Annotated in this window: 14 protein-coding genes; 8 read left to right on the top strand and 6 right to left on the bottom strand. The window is 64.8% G+C overall.

Annotation, left to right across the window (positions count from 1 at the left end):
- Positions 1-15: 15 nt before the first annotated feature.
- From Q0936_RS01545 to lpxK, 6 genes are all read left to right on the top strand, one after another.
- On the top strand, positions 16-1,548 hold the full coding sequence (locus tag Q0936_RS01545; protein ID WP_299297392.1) for a DUF2125 domain-containing protein: 1,533 nt from the start codon (positions 16-18) through the stop codon (positions 1,546-1,548).
- Positions 1,549-1,635: 87 nt separating this feature from the next.
- On the top strand, positions 1,636-2,985 hold the full coding sequence (locus Q0936_RS01540; RefSeq protein ID WP_299297391.1) for a TldD/PmbA family protein: 1,350 nt from the start codon (positions 1,636-1,638) through the stop codon (positions 2,983-2,985).
- Positions 2,972-3,757 (top strand): 3'(2'),5'-bisphosphate nucleotidase CysQ, encoded by a 786-nt coding sequence (locus Q0936_RS01535; RefSeq protein WP_299297390.1) that lies wholly within the window; start codon positions 2,972-2,974, stop codon positions 3,755-3,757. Before Q0936_RS01540 ends, Q0936_RS01535 begins: the two co-directional genes overlap by 14 nt.
- A gap of 65 nt (positions 3,758-3,822) precedes the next feature.
- Positions 3,823-4,065 (top strand): DUF4170 domain-containing protein, encoded by a 243-nt coding sequence (locus Q0936_RS01530; RefSeq protein WP_299139210.1) that lies wholly within the window; start codon positions 3,823-3,825, stop codon positions 4,063-4,065.
- A 9-nt stretch (positions 4,066-4,074) separates the two neighbouring features.
- On the top strand, positions 4,075-5,295 hold the full coding sequence (locus tag Q0936_RS01525; RefSeq protein WP_299297389.1) for a glycosyltransferase N-terminal domain-containing protein: 1,221 nt from the start codon (positions 4,075-4,077) through the stop codon (positions 5,293-5,295).
- Complete coding sequence (gene lpxK, locus Q0936_RS01520) at positions 5,295-6,302, top strand: tetraacyldisaccharide 4'-kinase (protein WP_299297388.1); 1,008 nt, start codon at positions 5,295-5,297, stop codon at positions 6,300-6,302. Before Q0936_RS01525 ends, lpxK begins: the two co-directional genes overlap by 1 nt.
- A 72-nt stretch (positions 6,303-6,374) precedes the next feature.
- On the opposite strand, the gene Q0936_RS01515 is transcribed toward lpxK, so the two are convergent.
- From Q0936_RS01515 to Q0936_RS01505, 3 genes are read right to left on the bottom strand one after another with little or no spacing between them, the layout of a single operon-like run.
- Positions 6,375-7,499 (bottom strand): CaiB/BaiF CoA-transferase family protein, encoded by a 1,125-nt coding sequence (locus tag Q0936_RS01515; protein WP_299297386.1) that lies wholly within the window; start codon positions 7,497-7,499, stop codon positions 6,375-6,377.
- Positions 7,499-8,197: a thioredoxin domain-containing protein gene (locus Q0936_RS01510; RefSeq protein WP_299139222.1), complete on the bottom strand. Its 699-nt coding sequence runs from the start codon at positions 8,195-8,197 to the stop codon at positions 7,499-7,501. Before Q0936_RS01510 ends, Q0936_RS01515 begins: the two co-directional genes overlap by 1 nt.
- Entirely contained in the window at positions 8,194-8,715 is a 522-nt protein-coding gene (locus Q0936_RS01505; RefSeq protein ID WP_299297385.1) for a DciA family protein, read from the bottom strand. The genes Q0936_RS01510 and Q0936_RS01505 overlap by 4 nt, the downstream gene beginning before the upstream one ends.
- An 84-nt stretch (positions 8,716-8,799) precedes the next feature.
- Between Q0936_RS01505 and mutY the strand changes: the two genes are divergently transcribed.
- Both mutY and Q0936_RS01495 read left to right on the top strand, forming a co-directional pair.
- A complete protein-coding gene (gene mutY / locus Q0936_RS01500) occupies positions 8,800-9,843 on the top strand; it encodes an A/G-specific adenine glycosylase (RefSeq protein WP_299297384.1) in 1,044 nt (347 codons plus the stop codon).
- Between the two features lie 83 nt (positions 9,844-9,926).
- Positions 9,927-11,063: an alkane 1-monooxygenase gene (locus Q0936_RS01495; RefSeq protein WP_299139229.1), complete on the top strand. Its 1,137-nt coding sequence runs from the start codon at positions 9,927-9,929 to the stop codon at positions 11,061-11,063.
- Here Q0936_RS01495 and Q0936_RS01490 read toward each other — a convergent pair.
- From Q0936_RS01490 to Q0936_RS01480, 3 genes are all read right to left on the bottom strand, one after another.
- Positions 11,060-11,620, bottom strand: coding sequence for a pyridoxamine 5'-phosphate oxidase family protein (locus tag Q0936_RS01490; protein ID WP_299139230.1), 561 nt, complete (start codon positions 11,618-11,620; stop codon positions 11,060-11,062). The genes Q0936_RS01495 and Q0936_RS01490 overlap by 4 nt on opposite strands.
- Before the next feature lie 59 nt (positions 11,621-11,679).
- Positions 11,680-13,044: an adenylate/guanylate cyclase domain-containing protein gene (locus Q0936_RS01485; protein WP_299297382.1), complete on the bottom strand. Its 1,365-nt coding sequence runs from the start codon at positions 13,042-13,044 to the stop codon at positions 11,680-11,682.
- 154 nt (positions 13,045-13,198) lie between these two features.
- Positions 13,199-14,299 carry a site-specific DNA-methyltransferase gene (locus Q0936_RS01480; protein ID WP_299139232.1) on the bottom strand — a complete coding sequence of 367 codons (1,101 nt, stop codon included), beginning with the start codon at positions 14,297-14,299 and terminating at the stop codon, positions 13,199-13,201.
- Between the last annotated feature and the right edge of the window lie 84 nt (positions 14,300-14,383).

The raw sequence follows: 14,383 nt of genomic DNA, 5'->3' as shown, positions 1-14,383 counted from the left end.
ACCAAGGATTCTCCCATGCCCAGATTTTCCCTGCTTATCAACAGCACCGCGCTTTCGTTGTGTTTGCCCGCCACGATGGCGCTCGCTGACCTGACGGCGGACGAAGTGTGGGCCGACTGGCAGGCCTACATGGCCAGCACCGGCTATGTGGTGAGCGGATCAGAGGCGCGCGGCAATGGCTCGGTCACCGTGACCGACCTGTCCATGCGCAGCGCGCTGGGTGAGACACCCGCCGATGGCGCGCTAGAGGTGTCCATGGGCACAATCGAATTCCGCGAACAGGGCGACGGCACCGTCGCCGTGGTGCTGCCCGCGCGCAATGCCTACCGGATGGACCTGGCACCCGAGACCGGGGAAAAGATCGCCATGACCCTGGTCTATGACCAGACCGACCACAACATGGTTGCCTCCGGTGATCCATCGGAAATCACCTATGCCTACACGGCGCAATCGGCGCGCATGACGCTGGACAGCCTGACGGTGGACGGTGTCGCTATTGGCGAGGACGTGGCCCGCATCGCGATGACAATGACCGACGTCGCCTATGAAAACCGCACCAGCACAGACACCCTGCGCAACGTGGCGCAATCCATGGCCGTCGCGGGTCTCAGCTATGACCTGAACTTTGCCGATCCCGAGGGCGAAGGCACCGTTGGCCTCAAGGGCGCAATGCAGGGCCTCGCATTCGAAGGCGCAGGAACCCTGCCGCTGCAAAGCGAAACGCAGGACATCAACGCCATGCTGAGCGATGGCTTTGCCTTTGACGGCGCCTTCACCACGCAAAGCGGCAACTATGACATGTCGTTCTCCGGGCCGGATGGCAGCGGCACAGTCAACAACACCTCCCAAGGGGCCGACCTCCGGGCTTCGTTGGGGCCGGACGGGTTGACCTATGACGTGCGCCAGCGCGAGGTGAACACCAACATGCTGATGACCGAGTTCCCGCTGCCGCTGTCCTTTTCCGCGGCTGAGGTCGGCACCGGCATCACCATGCCGCTTCAGAAATCCAACGAAGAGCAGGACTTTGGCCTGGCCATTACCCTGTCGGATTTCACCATGTCCGACCTGATCTGGGGCCTGTTTGACCCCGAGGGCCAGTTGCCGCGCGATCCGGCCACAATCGCCGTCGACCTGTCGGGCAAAGCCAAGGTGCTTTTCGACTTCCTCGACCCCGCACAGGCGGCGGTGCTCGAAGAAACCGGCGCACTGCCGGGCGAGCTGAACGCACTGACCCTGAACGCGCTGACGCTGGATGTGGCCGGGGCCAAACTGACCGGAACGGGCGACTTTGTCTTTGACAACGGTGATCTGGTGACATTCGACGGCATGCCGCGCCCCGAGGGCACGGTGAACCTGTCGCTGGTCGGTGGCAACGGCCTGCTGGACAAGCTGGTCGGCATGGGTCTGGTGCCACAGGATCAGGCGATGGGCGCACGGATGATGATGGGCCTCTTTGCGGTGCCGGGTGCCGGGCCCGACACGCTGAATTCGCTGATCGAAGTCACACCCGAAGGCCAGGTCCTGGCCAACGGACAGCGCATCCGCTGATCTTGGGCGCGGGGGCGATCACGTCCCCGCCCTTGCACCCTCTGGCTTGCACCGCTACCTGAAACGCACCCCAGCGGAGCATGCCCGATGACCCCATCTGATCTACCCGACCTGACACAGCGCCTGTTGGCCGCGGCCAAGGCCGCAGGCGCAGACGCCGCCGACGCCATGGCCGTGCAGGGGACCTCCATATCCGTCGATGTGCGCGAGGGCGCGCTGGAGCAGGCCGAACGCTCTGAAGGCATCGATCTGGGGTTGCGTGTCTTTGTCGGACAGAAACAGGCGAACGTGTCGTCCTCGGACGTGTCCGACCGGACGGTCGAGGAAATGGCCACCCGCGCCGTCGCCATGGCCGCCGAAGCCCCCGACGACCCTCATGCTGGGCTCGCCGACCCCGATCAACTGGTGCGCGATTGGGATGTGGATGCCCTCGAACTGAACGACACCAGTGCCGAACCCGCCCCCGACGCCCTGCGCGCCGATGCGCTGGCGGCAGAGGCCGCAGCGATGGACATCGCAGGCGTCACACAGGTGCAGCAAGCAACTGGCGCCTATGGCGCACGCGACATCTGGCTGGCGGCATCCAACGGGTTTTCAGGCGGTTACCGCCGCACGGACCGGGCGCTGAGCTGTGTGGCAATTGCCGGTACCGGTGCCGGGATGGAACGCGACTATTCCGGGGACAGCCGCATCTTTCAGACCGACCTGCGCCCCGCCGCAGAGATCGGGCGCGAGGCAGGCGAACGCGCCATCGCCCGTGCGGGTGCGCGCAAGCCCCCTACCGGCAGCTATCCGGTCCTTTTTGACGAACGTATCTCCGCCTCCCTGATCGGTCACCTGCTGGCGGCGGCCAACGGCGCAAGCATCGCGCGCGGCGGCTCCTGGTTGCGCGACCTGCTGGGCGCACAGGTCCTGCCCACCGGCCTCAACCTGGTCGAAGACCCCCACCGCCCGCGCACCGGCGGCTCCCGCCCCTTTGACGCCGAAGGCCTACCCACACGCGTGCGCAAGATTGTCGAGGACGGCATGCTGACCGGCTGGACACTGGATCTGTCGGCGGCGCGCAAACTGGGCTTTGCACCCACCGGCAACGCGGCACGCAGCACATCCGCCCCACCCAGCCCGTCGAACTGGAACGTGACGCTGGACCCCGGGACGCACAGCCGCGCCGACCTGATCCGCGACATGGGCACCGGCCTGCTGGTCACCTCGATGATCGGCTCGACCATCAACCCGAACACCGGCGACTACTCGCGCGGTGCCGCAGGCATGTGGGTCGAAAACGGCGAAATCACGTACCCGGTCAACGAATGCACCATCGCAGGCAGCCTGCCCGACATGCTCAAGCGGATCATCCCCGCCAATGACGCGCGCACCCACCTCAGCCGCGTTGTTCCGTCCCTCCTGGTTCCGGGCATGACCCTTGCAGGCAGCTGACCTTCCCCTTCTGAAAGACGCCGCGCGCATCGCGGGACGGGTCGCCACCAGCTTTGTGGGGCCCGCCGCAACGCGCTGGGACAAACCCGACGGCGCAGGCCCCGTGACCGAGGCGGACCTCGCCGTAAACGACGTGCTGATGTCGACCCTGCGCACGGCGCGGCCCGACTATGGCTGGCTGTCCGAGGAAACCGAAGACGACGGCGGGCGGCTGGAACAGGACACGCTGTTCATCATCGACCCCATCGACGGCACCCGCAGCTTTGTCGAAGGTGCGCGCACCTGGGCCATCTCCATTGCCATCGCGCATCAGGGCCGCGTGACTGCCGCGGCGATCTACCTGCCCCTGCGCGACAAACTCTATGCCGCCGGTCTTGGCACCGGCGCCACACTGAACGGGGACGCTCTGCGCGCCAGCGCCAACCCGATCAGCCCCGCCAGCAAGGTGCTCGCCGCGCGCCCGAATTTCGAGCCCAAGAACTGGAAAGGCGACGTGCCGCATGTCGACCGCCACTACCGCCCATCCCTGGCCTACCGCCTGTCGCTTGTGGGCGAGGGCAAATTCGACGCGATGCTCACCCTGCGGCCCAGCTGGGAATGGGACATCGCCGCCGGTGCGCTGATCGTGAGCGAGGCAGGCGGCACGATCACCGACCGCACGGGCGGCCCGCTTCGGTTCAACAACCCGCGCCCCATGCTCAACGGTGTTCTGGCGGCTGGCCCCGCGCTACATGCCGACCTGCTGAACCAATTGGGGCCGCACTCTGCTTGACCCCCCCTGCCAATTGCGCAAACTGCGCGCAAAGCCGCTCAACCCTGATCTGCAAAGGATACCCAATGGCCCAACGCCTGCACCTCGTCTTTGGTGGCGAACTGGTGGACCCGTCCAAAAACGTGTTCAAAAACGTCGACGACCTGCACGTCGTGGGCATCTTTCCCGACTACGACACCGCCTATAACGCCTGGAAATCCGAGGCGCAGCGCACCGTGGACAACGCACACATGCGCTATTTCATCGCCCACCTGCACCGCCTCAGAGACGAAGAAAACGCCGCCACCTCAACCGAAGAGCTGGGCTGAGGCCTGCCCATGCGGGGGTCACTGGGGCTGTCTGCGTACCGGACCCTGTCGGGGCGCAGAGCGCCGTCCGACTTTGCCCCCGCACATGACCGTCCGCCCGGTGAACTGGTGTGGATACATGCCGCCGAACAGGGCAACAACCGGGCCATCAACGACCTTGCCCACCGGCTGGCCGGGTCCCGGCACGGGTGCCATGTTCTGCTGACCACAGATCACGACAGCTTTGGCGACCGCGGCGCCCCGGCCGTTCTGGTCGACGCGATGCCCCCCGACCACCCCGTAACGGCACAGGCATTTGCTGCCCACTGGTCGCCCGATGTGGTGGTCTGGGCCTGGGGCGGCCTGCGCCCGAACCTTGTCCTCGCCACCGCCGAAAGCGGCGCACACATGATGCTGGTGGACGCCGCGCGTGACGGTTTCGATGGCCGCCGCGACCGCTGGCTGCCCGAAGTGCCCAAGCGCCTTCTGGAACAGTTTCACCACGTCAGTGCGCGCGACCGGAACGCCCACTTGCGGCTGGCGCAACTGGGCCGCCCGCTGGACACCATTGCACTGTCCGCGCCGCTGCACCCCTTTGGCCGGATGCTGCCCGCCGCCGACAGCGACATCACGGACGTGACACAGGCCCTGGGCGGGCGTCCCGTCTGGCTGGCCGCATCCGTCGCCAGCGACGAAATCGACGCCGTGCTGCGCGCACATAAATCCAGCCTCAAGGCGTCCCACCGCCTGTTGCTGATCCTCGTCACCGCAGACAGCAAGGACGCCGACACCTGCACCGAATGTGCACACCGCGAAGGCCTGCGCACCGTGTTCTGGGGGGACGGCGAAATGCCCGATGACAACTGCCAGGTGCTGCTGGTGGATACGGACGACGATCTCGGCCTCTGGCTGCGCATTGCGCCCGTGACCTTTCTCGGCGGGTCCCTGCACGCGGGCCATCAGGTCTGCGACCCCTATTCCGCCGCAGCCCACGGTACGGCGATCATCTACGGACCACATGTGGGCGTGCAGGCTGATGCCTTTACCCGCCTGATGAACGCAGGGGCCGCGCGCATCGTGAACAGCTCGGACACGCTGGGGCGCTCGGTGGGCCAGATGATTGCACCCGACCACGCCGCCCAAATGGCCATGGCAGGCTGGGATGTGGTGACCCAGGGGGCCGACAGCCTCGACCGGATCATCGACCACATCGAGACCCATCTCGACACCCGCCCCCAAGGAGCCCTCTGATGCGCGCACCGGGTTTCTGGACATCCAAGGCCGGACCACGCGACTGGCGCGCCCGCCTGCTGTCGCCACTGGGCGCACTCTATGCGCGGGCCACGGCACGACGTCTGGCCGCAGGACCGCGCGACAAAATCGGCATCCCCGTCATCTGCGTGGGCAACATCAACGCGGGCGGCACCGGCAAAACCCCAACAGTGATCGCACTGGTCGAACGGCTCCGCGACGGGTTCCACACACCCCACGTGGTCAGCCGGGGCTATGGCGGATCACTGACCGGCCCGGTCGAAGTCCTGCCCGGCCAGCACCGCGCCCAAGAGGTGGGCGACGAACCGCTGCTCCTCTCAGCCTTCGCGCGGACATGGGTGGCACAGGACCGCGCAGCAGGCGCACGGGCCGCGCGGGACGCCGGAGCCACCGTGATCGTGCTGGACGACGGGTTCCAGAACCCCGCGCTGGCCCACGACTTGTCGGTGGTGGTGGTGGACGCCGAAACCGGCTTCGGCAACGGCCTCTGCCTGCCGGCCGGCCCCCTGCGCGAACCCGCCGAGACGGGGCTGATGCGCGCCGACCTGCTGGTCTCCATTGGCCCGCCGGCGGCACAAACAGCCTTCGACGCCACACCCCTGCCGCCACAGCTGCCACGCCTGCGCGCGGCACTCACACCGCTGCAAACCGGCATGGACTGGACCGACACACCGCTGATCGCCTTCGCCGGGATCGGACGGCCCGAGAAATTCTTCGACACCCTGCGCAGCCTCGGTGCCACACTCCTGCGGGCCGAAGCCCTCGCAGACCACCAACCCCTGTCCACAGCCTTCCTCACACGACTCGAGGCCGACGCCCGCCAACACGGCGCACAACTCGTCACCACTGAAAAAGACGCCGCCCGCCTGCCCAACAGCTTCCGATCCAAGGTCATCACCCTGCCCGTCCGCCTCGCCTTCGACGACCCCGCTCCCCTCGACGCAGCCCTCACCGCACTGATGGCGCCCCAAAACACCACCGACTGACGCTGCAATCCAGAAGGGTCTGAAAAGGCCCTTCTGAATAAAATCACGTGGCGCGGCAGCGCCTCAATGATCTCAGGTGTCGTCCTCGCCCAAACGCGGGGCGGGGCGATGCAGGGTCAGATCCGCATCCGAAAACCGAATGGGCGTGCGGATGCCCGGCACACCGTCCAGCGCCACCTGCATCCCGCGCGCCTGCACCTGTGGGTCCGCCATCACATCCGCCATGTCGTTGATCGGCCCCGCAGGCACGCCTTCGCCCTCGCAAGCAGCCAGCAAATCCGCGCGGGTCCGCATCCGGGTCGCATCGGTCAAGCGGCGGGTCATCTCGTCCCGATGCGCAATCCGGTCCGCATTGCGCAGGAACTCCGGCGCTTCCGCCATGTCTTCCAGACCCAGCAAACGGCACAGGCGCTGATACTGCCCGTCATTGCCCGTCGCGATGATGATATGGCCATCCGCACATTCAAACACCTGGTAGGGCGTCAGGTTCACATGCGCATTGCCCATCCGCCCCGGCACCGTGCCGCTGGTCAAATAGTTCATCGCCTGGTTCGAAGTCACCGCCACCGCAACGTCCAACAAGGCCATGTCGATCTGCTGCCCCCGACCCGTCGTTGCGCGCTGATGCACCGCCGCCAGAATCGCCGTGGTCGCATAAACGCCGGTAAAGATGTCGGTGATCGCAACGCCGGACTTCTGCGGCTCGCCGTCCGGTGCGCCCGTGATCGACATCAAACCCGACATGCCCTGCACGATAAAATCATACCCGGCCCGATGCGCATATGGCCCGGTCTGCCCAAAACCGGTGATCGAACAATAGATCAGACGCGGGAACCGGTCCTTCAGGCTGGCATAGTCCAGACCGTATTTGGCCAGCCCGCCCACCTTGTAGTTTTCGATCAGAATGTCCGCGCCATCCAGCAGGTCCAACAACTTGGTCTTGCCCGCCTCGGTGCGAAAATCGACAACAACCGACGCCTTGCCCCGGTTGGTGGAATGGAAATAGGCGGCCGACACATCATCGCCGCGCTCTACGAATGGCGGGCCCCACTGGCGCGTATCATCGCCGCGCGGGGCCTCGACCTTGATCACTTCTGCACCCAGATCGGCCAGCGTCTGACCGGCCCATGGGCCCGCCAGAACACGCGCCAGCTCGACAACCCGCAACCCGGCAAGCGGCCCGGTCGCGGCCGTCATCAGCTGCCCGCCGCTTCGTCGATCAGGCGGGCCATCTCGGGATAGGCCATGTTGTTGTACTTGGTGCCATTGATCATAAAGCTGGGGGTCGAGTTGATCCCGTCCGCCTCGGCGTTTTCCTGATACCAGGCCACCAGCGTCCGCAGGCTGTTGGCGTCTGTCAGGCAGGCCTCGATCATGTCACCGTCCAGACCGGCCAGACGGCCCACCTTGCGCAGTTCATCCGCGATCACCGCCGGATCACCACCGCCCGCGCGGCTCCACTCCGCCTGGGTTTCGTACAGCATGTCCGTGATGCCAAAAAACGCCTCGGGCGTACCGGCACAGCGCGCAATCGCCGATGCCCACAGACCAAAGCGGTCAAAATAGACCTCGCGGTAGACAAAGTTGATCTTGCCCGTGTCGATGTAATCCGCCTTGAGCTGCTTGTACGGCCCGGTGTGGAACCGGCCACAATGCGGGCAGGTATAGCTGGCATATTCGATGACCGTCACAGCCGCATCCGGGTTGCCGATGGACATGTCCACCACGGTGGATGTGTCCAGATCCTCGGTCGAACTTTGGGCATTTGCAGCCCCCAGCAGGCGCTCAGCCTGGGCCTGTTGCTGCGGCGATTGCCCGCTGTCCTGCATGGAACTGTAGGCAAAGTAACCGGCCACGCCGATCACGACAGCCAACAGGGGGATAATGCGTTTCATGTACGTGTTCCTTGTTTTTCTTTCGTCAGGATATGCGCGCCCAATCGTTCCAGGGCTGCGCGCAATGTCTCGTCTTCGACCGGGGCCACAACGTCCCCGGCGGCGCGGTGCATCTCGGGCGCAGGCGTGCGTGGGCCTTCCGCTTTGGGCCGGTGATCAAAGGCCACGCGCCCCTCGGAAAACCCCGTTGCCGCCGTTTGGGTGATGCGAATCCGCGCGATAGCATTATAGCCGTAAACCGCGTTCACCTTTTCGCGCAGCTGGTCCTTCTGCATCTCCAGCATCGGCGCCTGTGCGCCCGTGGTCAGCAGCGTCAGCGTCGCGCCCATGCCGCCCCGGCCATAGCTGACCTCGACAGGGCGCGCGATGGCCGCCACATCCGCACCCGCCACTTCGGCCCAGTCGGTCAACAGGCGGCTTTGCGCGAATCCCCGGCTCTCGCTCGCCTGCCGGATACGCCCGGTCAGCAGCGATGCCGTCCGTTTGAACCCTTTTGTAGTGGCGCGCCGTGGGGGCATGACTATGTTCTCCATCACCTGAATTTGAACATAGCGGATGCGCGCGTGAGCAACCACCCGTGAGCACCCCGAGGATTATAAATCTTGCGTGACCTGAGCGACGACTTGCTGGACTGGTACGACGTGCATGCGCGCGCGATGCCATGGCGCGTGCCACCTGCGGACAAAAAGGCCGGAGTACGGCCCGACGCCTACGCCGTGTGGATGTCCGAGATCATGCTGCAACAGACCACTGTGGCCGCCGTCACCGCCTATTTTCAACGCTTTATCGCGCGCTGGCCCACGGTGGCCGATCTGGCTGCGGCAGCGGATGCCGATGTCATGGGTGAATGGGCGGGACTTGGGTATTATGCGCGTGCGCGGAACCTGCTGAAATGCGCCCGCGCCGTGGTCGCCGATCACGGGGGCCAGTTTCCCGCAGATCACGCCGCCCTGCTCAAACTGCCGGGGATTGGTCCCTACACGGCGGCGGCGGTATCCTCGATTGCCTTTGACCTGCCTTTCACGGTTGTGGACGGCAATGTCGAACGGGTGATGGCGCGGCTGCACGACGAACACACGCCCCTGCCTGCCGCCAAACCCATCCTGACGGCACAGGCCGAGGCGCTGACCCCGAACACCCGCCCCGGCGACTATGCGCAGGCGGTGATGGATCTGGGGGCCACGATCTGCACGCCCAAGTCACCCGCCTGCGGCATCTGCCCCTGGCGTGACCCCTGCCAGGCCCGCGCCAAGGGCACTGCGCCCGACCTGCCCCGGAAAACGCCCAAGAAACCCAAACCGATCCGCCACGGCACCGTGTACCTCGCCCGACGCAGCGATGGCGCGTGGTTGCTGGAAACACGCCCGGATCGCGGGCTGCTCGGGGGGATGCTTGGCTGGCCAGGATCGGATTGGGTGGATGTCGCAACACCCCGGCCCACGGCCCCGCCCTTTGACGCTGCATGGCAACGGCTGAATGGCGAGGTCCGGCACACGTTTACGCATTTCCACCTGATCCTCGACGTGATGATGGCCACCGTCGGCGACATCACACCGCCCCACGGGGCCTTTGTGCCAAAGGCCCAATTCCGCCCCTCCGACCTGCCCACGGTGATGCGCAAGGCCTTCGACCTGACGGTGCTGTGAAAAACGCGGCGCTGCGTCACGCTTGGCACAGCCACCGCCTTGCCCCTAGAGTGACCCGCGCGCAGACAAGAGGTAGCCCGAGCATGACCCTGCCCCCCGAAACCGTCGCCAAGGTGCAGAACGCCCTGCCCTTTGCCCTGTCGTTCCTGTTGATCCCGCTGGCCATCGTCAGCGCCGTCTATGGCGGCTGGGCCGTGATCCTGTTGCCGGTGGTGACATGGTACATGTTCTCGATCCTCGATCTGGCCGTGGGCCTCAACACCGACAATGCCGACCTCGAGGCAACCGACGACGACCTGTTCTGGTACCGCATGATCACCACCGCCTGGGTCCCTGCGCAGTTCCTGACGCTGTTTGGCCTGATCGCATATGTCGCCCCCGCCACACACCTGAACACCGCCGAAAAGATCGCGATCTTCTTCGGCATCGGCGTCATCACAGGCACGGTCGGGATCAACTACAGCCACGAGCTGATGCACCAAAAGAACAAGCTCGAGCGCTGGCTGGGCGACGCCCTGCTGGCGATGGTGCTCTATTCCCACTTCCGCTCCGAACACCTGCTGGTGCATCACCGCTATGTCGCCACGCCCCGCGACCCGGTGACCGCGCGCATGAACGAAAGCTTCTACCGCTTTTACCCCCGCGTGCTGAAACAGTGCTTTCACTCCGCCTGGAACGCGGAAAAGGCGATGCTGGCGCGCAAGAGCCTGCCCGCAACCGACCGCTCCAACCCGTTCTGGAAATATGCAGGCCTGCAACTGTTCTGCCTCGTGCTGGCCTTTGTGCTGGGCGGCTGGGCCGGGATCGGCCTGTTCCTCGTGCAGGCGGGGGTGGCCATCTGGCAGCTTGAGCTGGTGAACTACATCGAACACTATGGCCTGACGCGCAAACACCTGGGCGAGGGCAAATACGAACACGTCCAGCCCCGCCATTCGTGGAACGCCGCGCACAAGGCGTCGAACTGGCTGCTGATCAACCTGCAACGCCACTCGGACCACCACTACAAACCCGACCGCCGGTTCCCCGTGCTGCAAACCTATACCGAGGCGGACGCGCCGCAACTGCCCTACGGCTATCCGGTGATGACCATCGCCGCGATGATGCCGCGCATCTGGAAACGGGTGATGAACCCCCGCGTGCAGAAATGGCGCGACATGTACTATCCCGAGATCACCGACTGGACCGCCTATAACAAGGCCGCCAACCCGCTCCCGCGCTAGGCGTCAGGCACAGTCAAACCCGTGGGCAGGCCGTCCATGCTGGTGCGGTTTTCCCGGTCCCAATAGTCGCGGATGCCGTCCGGGCCCTTGTTGTCGTGCCAGTTCTCCATCGATGCGCGTTCGCCTGCATAGTCGAACAGCGGCACACCGTAGCCGCACGACGTCTGCACCAGATCGAAATCCAGCCGCATGATCTGGCGCGTACCCAGTGGCGCAGCCCCAGCGTAGTGATCCGCGATGATCCGGGTGAACGCCTCACTGTCCCAAGGCACCGACGTGCCGCGCCCATAAAGACGCATGATTTGCGGGGGGCCTTCCACCGCGCAGAACATGATCGTCAGCCGCCCGTCCGCCAGCATATGCGCCGCCGTCTCATTGCCGCTGCCGGTCCGGTCGAGATAGGCCACCGTGTTGTCCCCAAGGATACGCAACGCTCCGATCTCGCGCGGGGATATGTTGATCCGGCTGTCCGCCGTGGCTGACGCTGTGAAAAAGATGTGCTGCCGCAGGATGAAATCGCGCTTGGCCTGATCAAGCGCCGGAAACTGTTTCGCCATGAGTTGCCCCGTGTTTGACTGATACGCACATGTGTCGCAGACCAACAGGGCAATGGGAACTACCCGCGCTCGTCCAGCACCCAAACGCTCAGCGGTTCCGCCACACCGCGCACCTTTTGGTCGGGCGCCCGGCGAAACCCGCCCGCCGCACCCGCCGCCACCATGGCCACGTCGCTGACCACGGCACGCACGTCCAGCGCGCGGGTCATCGCCTCAAGGCGGCTGGCCACGTTCACCGTGTCCCCCAGCACCGCAAACTCCAGCCGGTTGGCCCCGATATCCCCCAGAACAACCGTGCCAAAATGCAGCCCGAACCGCGCGTCAATCTCGGGCAGGCCCTCGATACGGCGATCCCCGTTCAACGCCTCCATCCGCCGCGCCATGGCCCGCACACAGGCCACCGCCCGCGCGGCATCATCCGCCAGCGGCAGCGGCGTGCCAAAAGTCGCCATCAACCCGTCGCCCAGATACTTGTCGAGCGTCCCGCCATGGGCGAACACCTCGCTTTCCATCCGGGCGTGGAACGCGCGCAGGGTCTCGATCACCTCCTGCGGCGGACGCCCATCAGAATAGGCGGTAAAGCCGACAATATCGACAAACAGCACCGCAGCGTCATGGCTGCGGATCTGGCCCAGCGGTTCGTCCTTGGTCGACAGCTCCTCCACCATCGTGGGCGAAAAATAGCGCGCCAGATTGGTCCGCTCGCGCACCATCTCGGCACTGTCCAGAACCAGGTTATGATACCGCCGCACCGCCACCGCCAGAATGACCGACACGATCATGAACACGACAACCTGCTGGATGCGCAAATCCCAATGCACCAGATTGGGGTCCATCTGAACCGCAAGGTCGGGGTTGTCCGGGAACATCGACATCGCACCTGCGCTCGCCTGCGGGTCAGACCAGCCGAACCACCACACGCACAGCGCCCCCAGCATCCACAAGGCCAGCGTCCAGTTGCCAATCGCGATCACCGTGCGCCACGAATAGGTCAAGACACCCGCCGCCAGCAGCACATAGAAATACTGGAACACCTCGAACTGATAGATCAGCGCCGTCGGCACCGGATCGTCCAGCAACGGGTTCGGCACCAACAGCGCACAGGTCATCAACAGCAGATCGGCAAACAGCAACGCCAGCTCGGCCCGCGACTGCCCCACGCGGCCCACCCGGCGCTGCGCCAACCCCACCAGCACCAGACACAGCAGCAGGAACAGATACCAGGCGACATCCCAATTGGGGTTGAGAAACACCAGCAACAGCGCCGTCACCGACAGCGCCGCAACCCGCGCCCGCACGGCCAGATCCATGCCCTCACGCTTGTTGCGCGCCAACGCCTCCTGCGCGTGGCGGTGCGTCGGCACGGCGTCTGTGTCGCCGCCCCTGCGCTCCGGGGTTGCTTGCGCGGTGCTGATGTCGACCATGTCACTCATCCTGCCTGTCTGCGGTATGACCCCACTGTAAAGCGCCCAAACAAAAAAGCCCCGCCAAAAGAGGCGGGGCATAGGTGCAGTGCCATTGGCGAAGCCTTGGGTAAGGCCGCAGGCACCTGGCGGTGTTGGTAAATTCCTGAGTGGGCTAGTCGTGCATCTCCGACCGGATCTGCTGGCGCAGCACGTCGATGGGCACAACCTTGCCCTCGCGCTTGAAACACCAGTAGGTCCAGCCGTTGCAGCTGGGTGCGCCTTCCAGATGGGCGCCGACCTGGTGGATCGACCCCTTGATATCGTCGCCGATCAACGTGCCATCCGCACGGACCTTGGCCTTGTGACGCTTGTTCATCGAATACAGCTCTTCGCCCGGACGCAGCATGCCGCGCTCGACCAGCTGGCCAAAAGGCACCCGCGGCTCCGCCCGTTTGGAGGCCGAAACGGTCAGCGCCTCTTTGTCGAACTTGCGCACCTTGGCGATGCGCGCCTCGGCCACCTTGCGATAGGCCGCCTCGCGCTCGATCCCGATAAACTCACGGCCCAGCATCTTGGCAACCGCGCCGGTGGTGCCGGTGCCAAAGAACGGGTCCAGCACCACATCGCCGGGATTGGTCGACCCCACCAGCACACGGTGCAGCAGGCTCTCGGGCTTTTGCGTCGGATGCGCCTTGTCGCCATGCTCGTCCTTGAGACGCTCATGCCCGGTGCAAATCGGCAGAACCCAGTCGCTGCGCATCTGGATGCCTTCATTCAGCGCCTTCAGCGCCTCATAGTTGAACGTATACTTGCTGGTTTCCGACTTGCCCGCCCAGATCATCGTCTCATGGGCATTGGTGAACCGCTTGCCCCGGAAATTCGGCATCGGGTTCGACTTGCGCCACACCACGTCATTCAGGATCCAGAACCCTTCGTTCTGCAAGGACGCCCCAACGCGGAAAATGTTGTGATAGCTGCCAATGACCCAGATCGCCCCATTGGGTTTCAGCAAGCGTCGCGCCGCCTTCAACCATGCAGTCGTGAACTCATCATAGGCCCGGAACGAATTGAACTGGTCCCAGTGGTCGTCCACCGCGTCCACCTTGCTGTTGTCCGGGCGATGCAGATCACCCTTCAACTGCAAGTTATACGGCGGATCGGCAAAGATCAGATCAACAGAGCCCGCAGGCAGGCTGTTCATCACGTCAATGCAGTCACCCGCAATAATCTGGTTCAAGGGAAGCGCCTCAGCGCCCTTTACATGTTTCGTCATCGTCTGCCTCTGTCCCCGGCACATTTTGTGCTCGTTGGTTGCAGCCAATGTGAGTCATACCCGATTCGCGGTCAAATTCTTTTT

The organism is uncultured Tateyamaria sp., assembly GCF_947488715.1.
Lineage (GTDB): Bacteria > Pseudomonadota > Alphaproteobacteria > Rhodobacterales > Rhodobacteraceae > Tateyamaria.
The sequence above is the reverse complement of the archived record's forward strand: the minus strand, read 5'-3'. Positions and strand labels throughout refer to the sequence as shown.

What these genes read in the sequence shown, in the direction of transcription:
- Q0936_RS01545 (WP_299297392.1), top strand. Translation starts at nt 16, where the DNA reads ATGCCCAGATTTTCCCTGCTTATCAACAGCACCGCGCTTTCGTTGTGT.
- Q0936_RS01540 (WP_299297391.1), top strand. Translation starts at nt 1,636, where the DNA reads ATGACCCCATCTGATCTACCCGACCTGACACAGCGCCTGTTGGCCGCG.
- Q0936_RS01530 (WP_299139210.1), top strand. Translation starts at nt 3,823, where the DNA reads ATGGCCCAACGCCTGCACCTCGTCTTTGGTGGCGAACTGGTGGACCCG.
- Q0936_RS01525 (WP_299297389.1), top strand. Translation starts at nt 4,075, where the DNA reads ATGCGGGGGTCACTGGGGCTGTCTGCGTACCGGACCCTGTCGGGGCGC.
- lpxK (WP_299297388.1), top strand. Translation starts at nt 5,295, where the DNA reads ATGCGCGCACCGGGTTTCTGGACATCCAAGGCCGGACCACGCGACTGG.
- Q0936_RS01515 (WP_299297386.1), bottom strand. Translation starts at nt 7,499, where the DNA reads ATGACGGCCGCGACCGGGCCGCTTGCCGGGTTGCGGGTTGTCGAGCTG.
- Q0936_RS01510 (WP_299139222.1), bottom strand. Translation starts at nt 8,197, where the DNA reads ATGAAACGCATTATCCCCCTGTTGGCTGTCGTGATCGGCGTGGCCGGT.
- Q0936_RS01505 (WP_299297385.1), bottom strand. Translation starts at nt 8,715, where the DNA reads ATGCCCCCACGGCGCGCCACTACAAAAGGGTTCAAACGGACGGCATCG.
- Q0936_RS01495 (WP_299139229.1), top strand. Translation starts at nt 9,927, where the DNA reads ATGACCCTGCCCCCCGAAACCGTCGCCAAGGTGCAGAACGCCCTGCCC.
- Q0936_RS01490 (WP_299139230.1), bottom strand. Translation starts at nt 11,620, where the DNA reads ATGGCGAAACAGTTTCCGGCGCTTGATCAGGCCAAGCGCGATTTCATC.
- Q0936_RS01485 (WP_299297382.1), bottom strand. Translation starts at nt 13,044, where the DNA reads ATGGTCGACATCAGCACCGCGCAAGCAACCCCGGAGCGCAGGGGCGGC.
- Q0936_RS01480 (WP_299139232.1), bottom strand. Translation starts at nt 14,299, where the DNA reads ATGACGAAACATGTAAAGGGCGCTGAGGCGCTTCCCTTGAACCAGATT.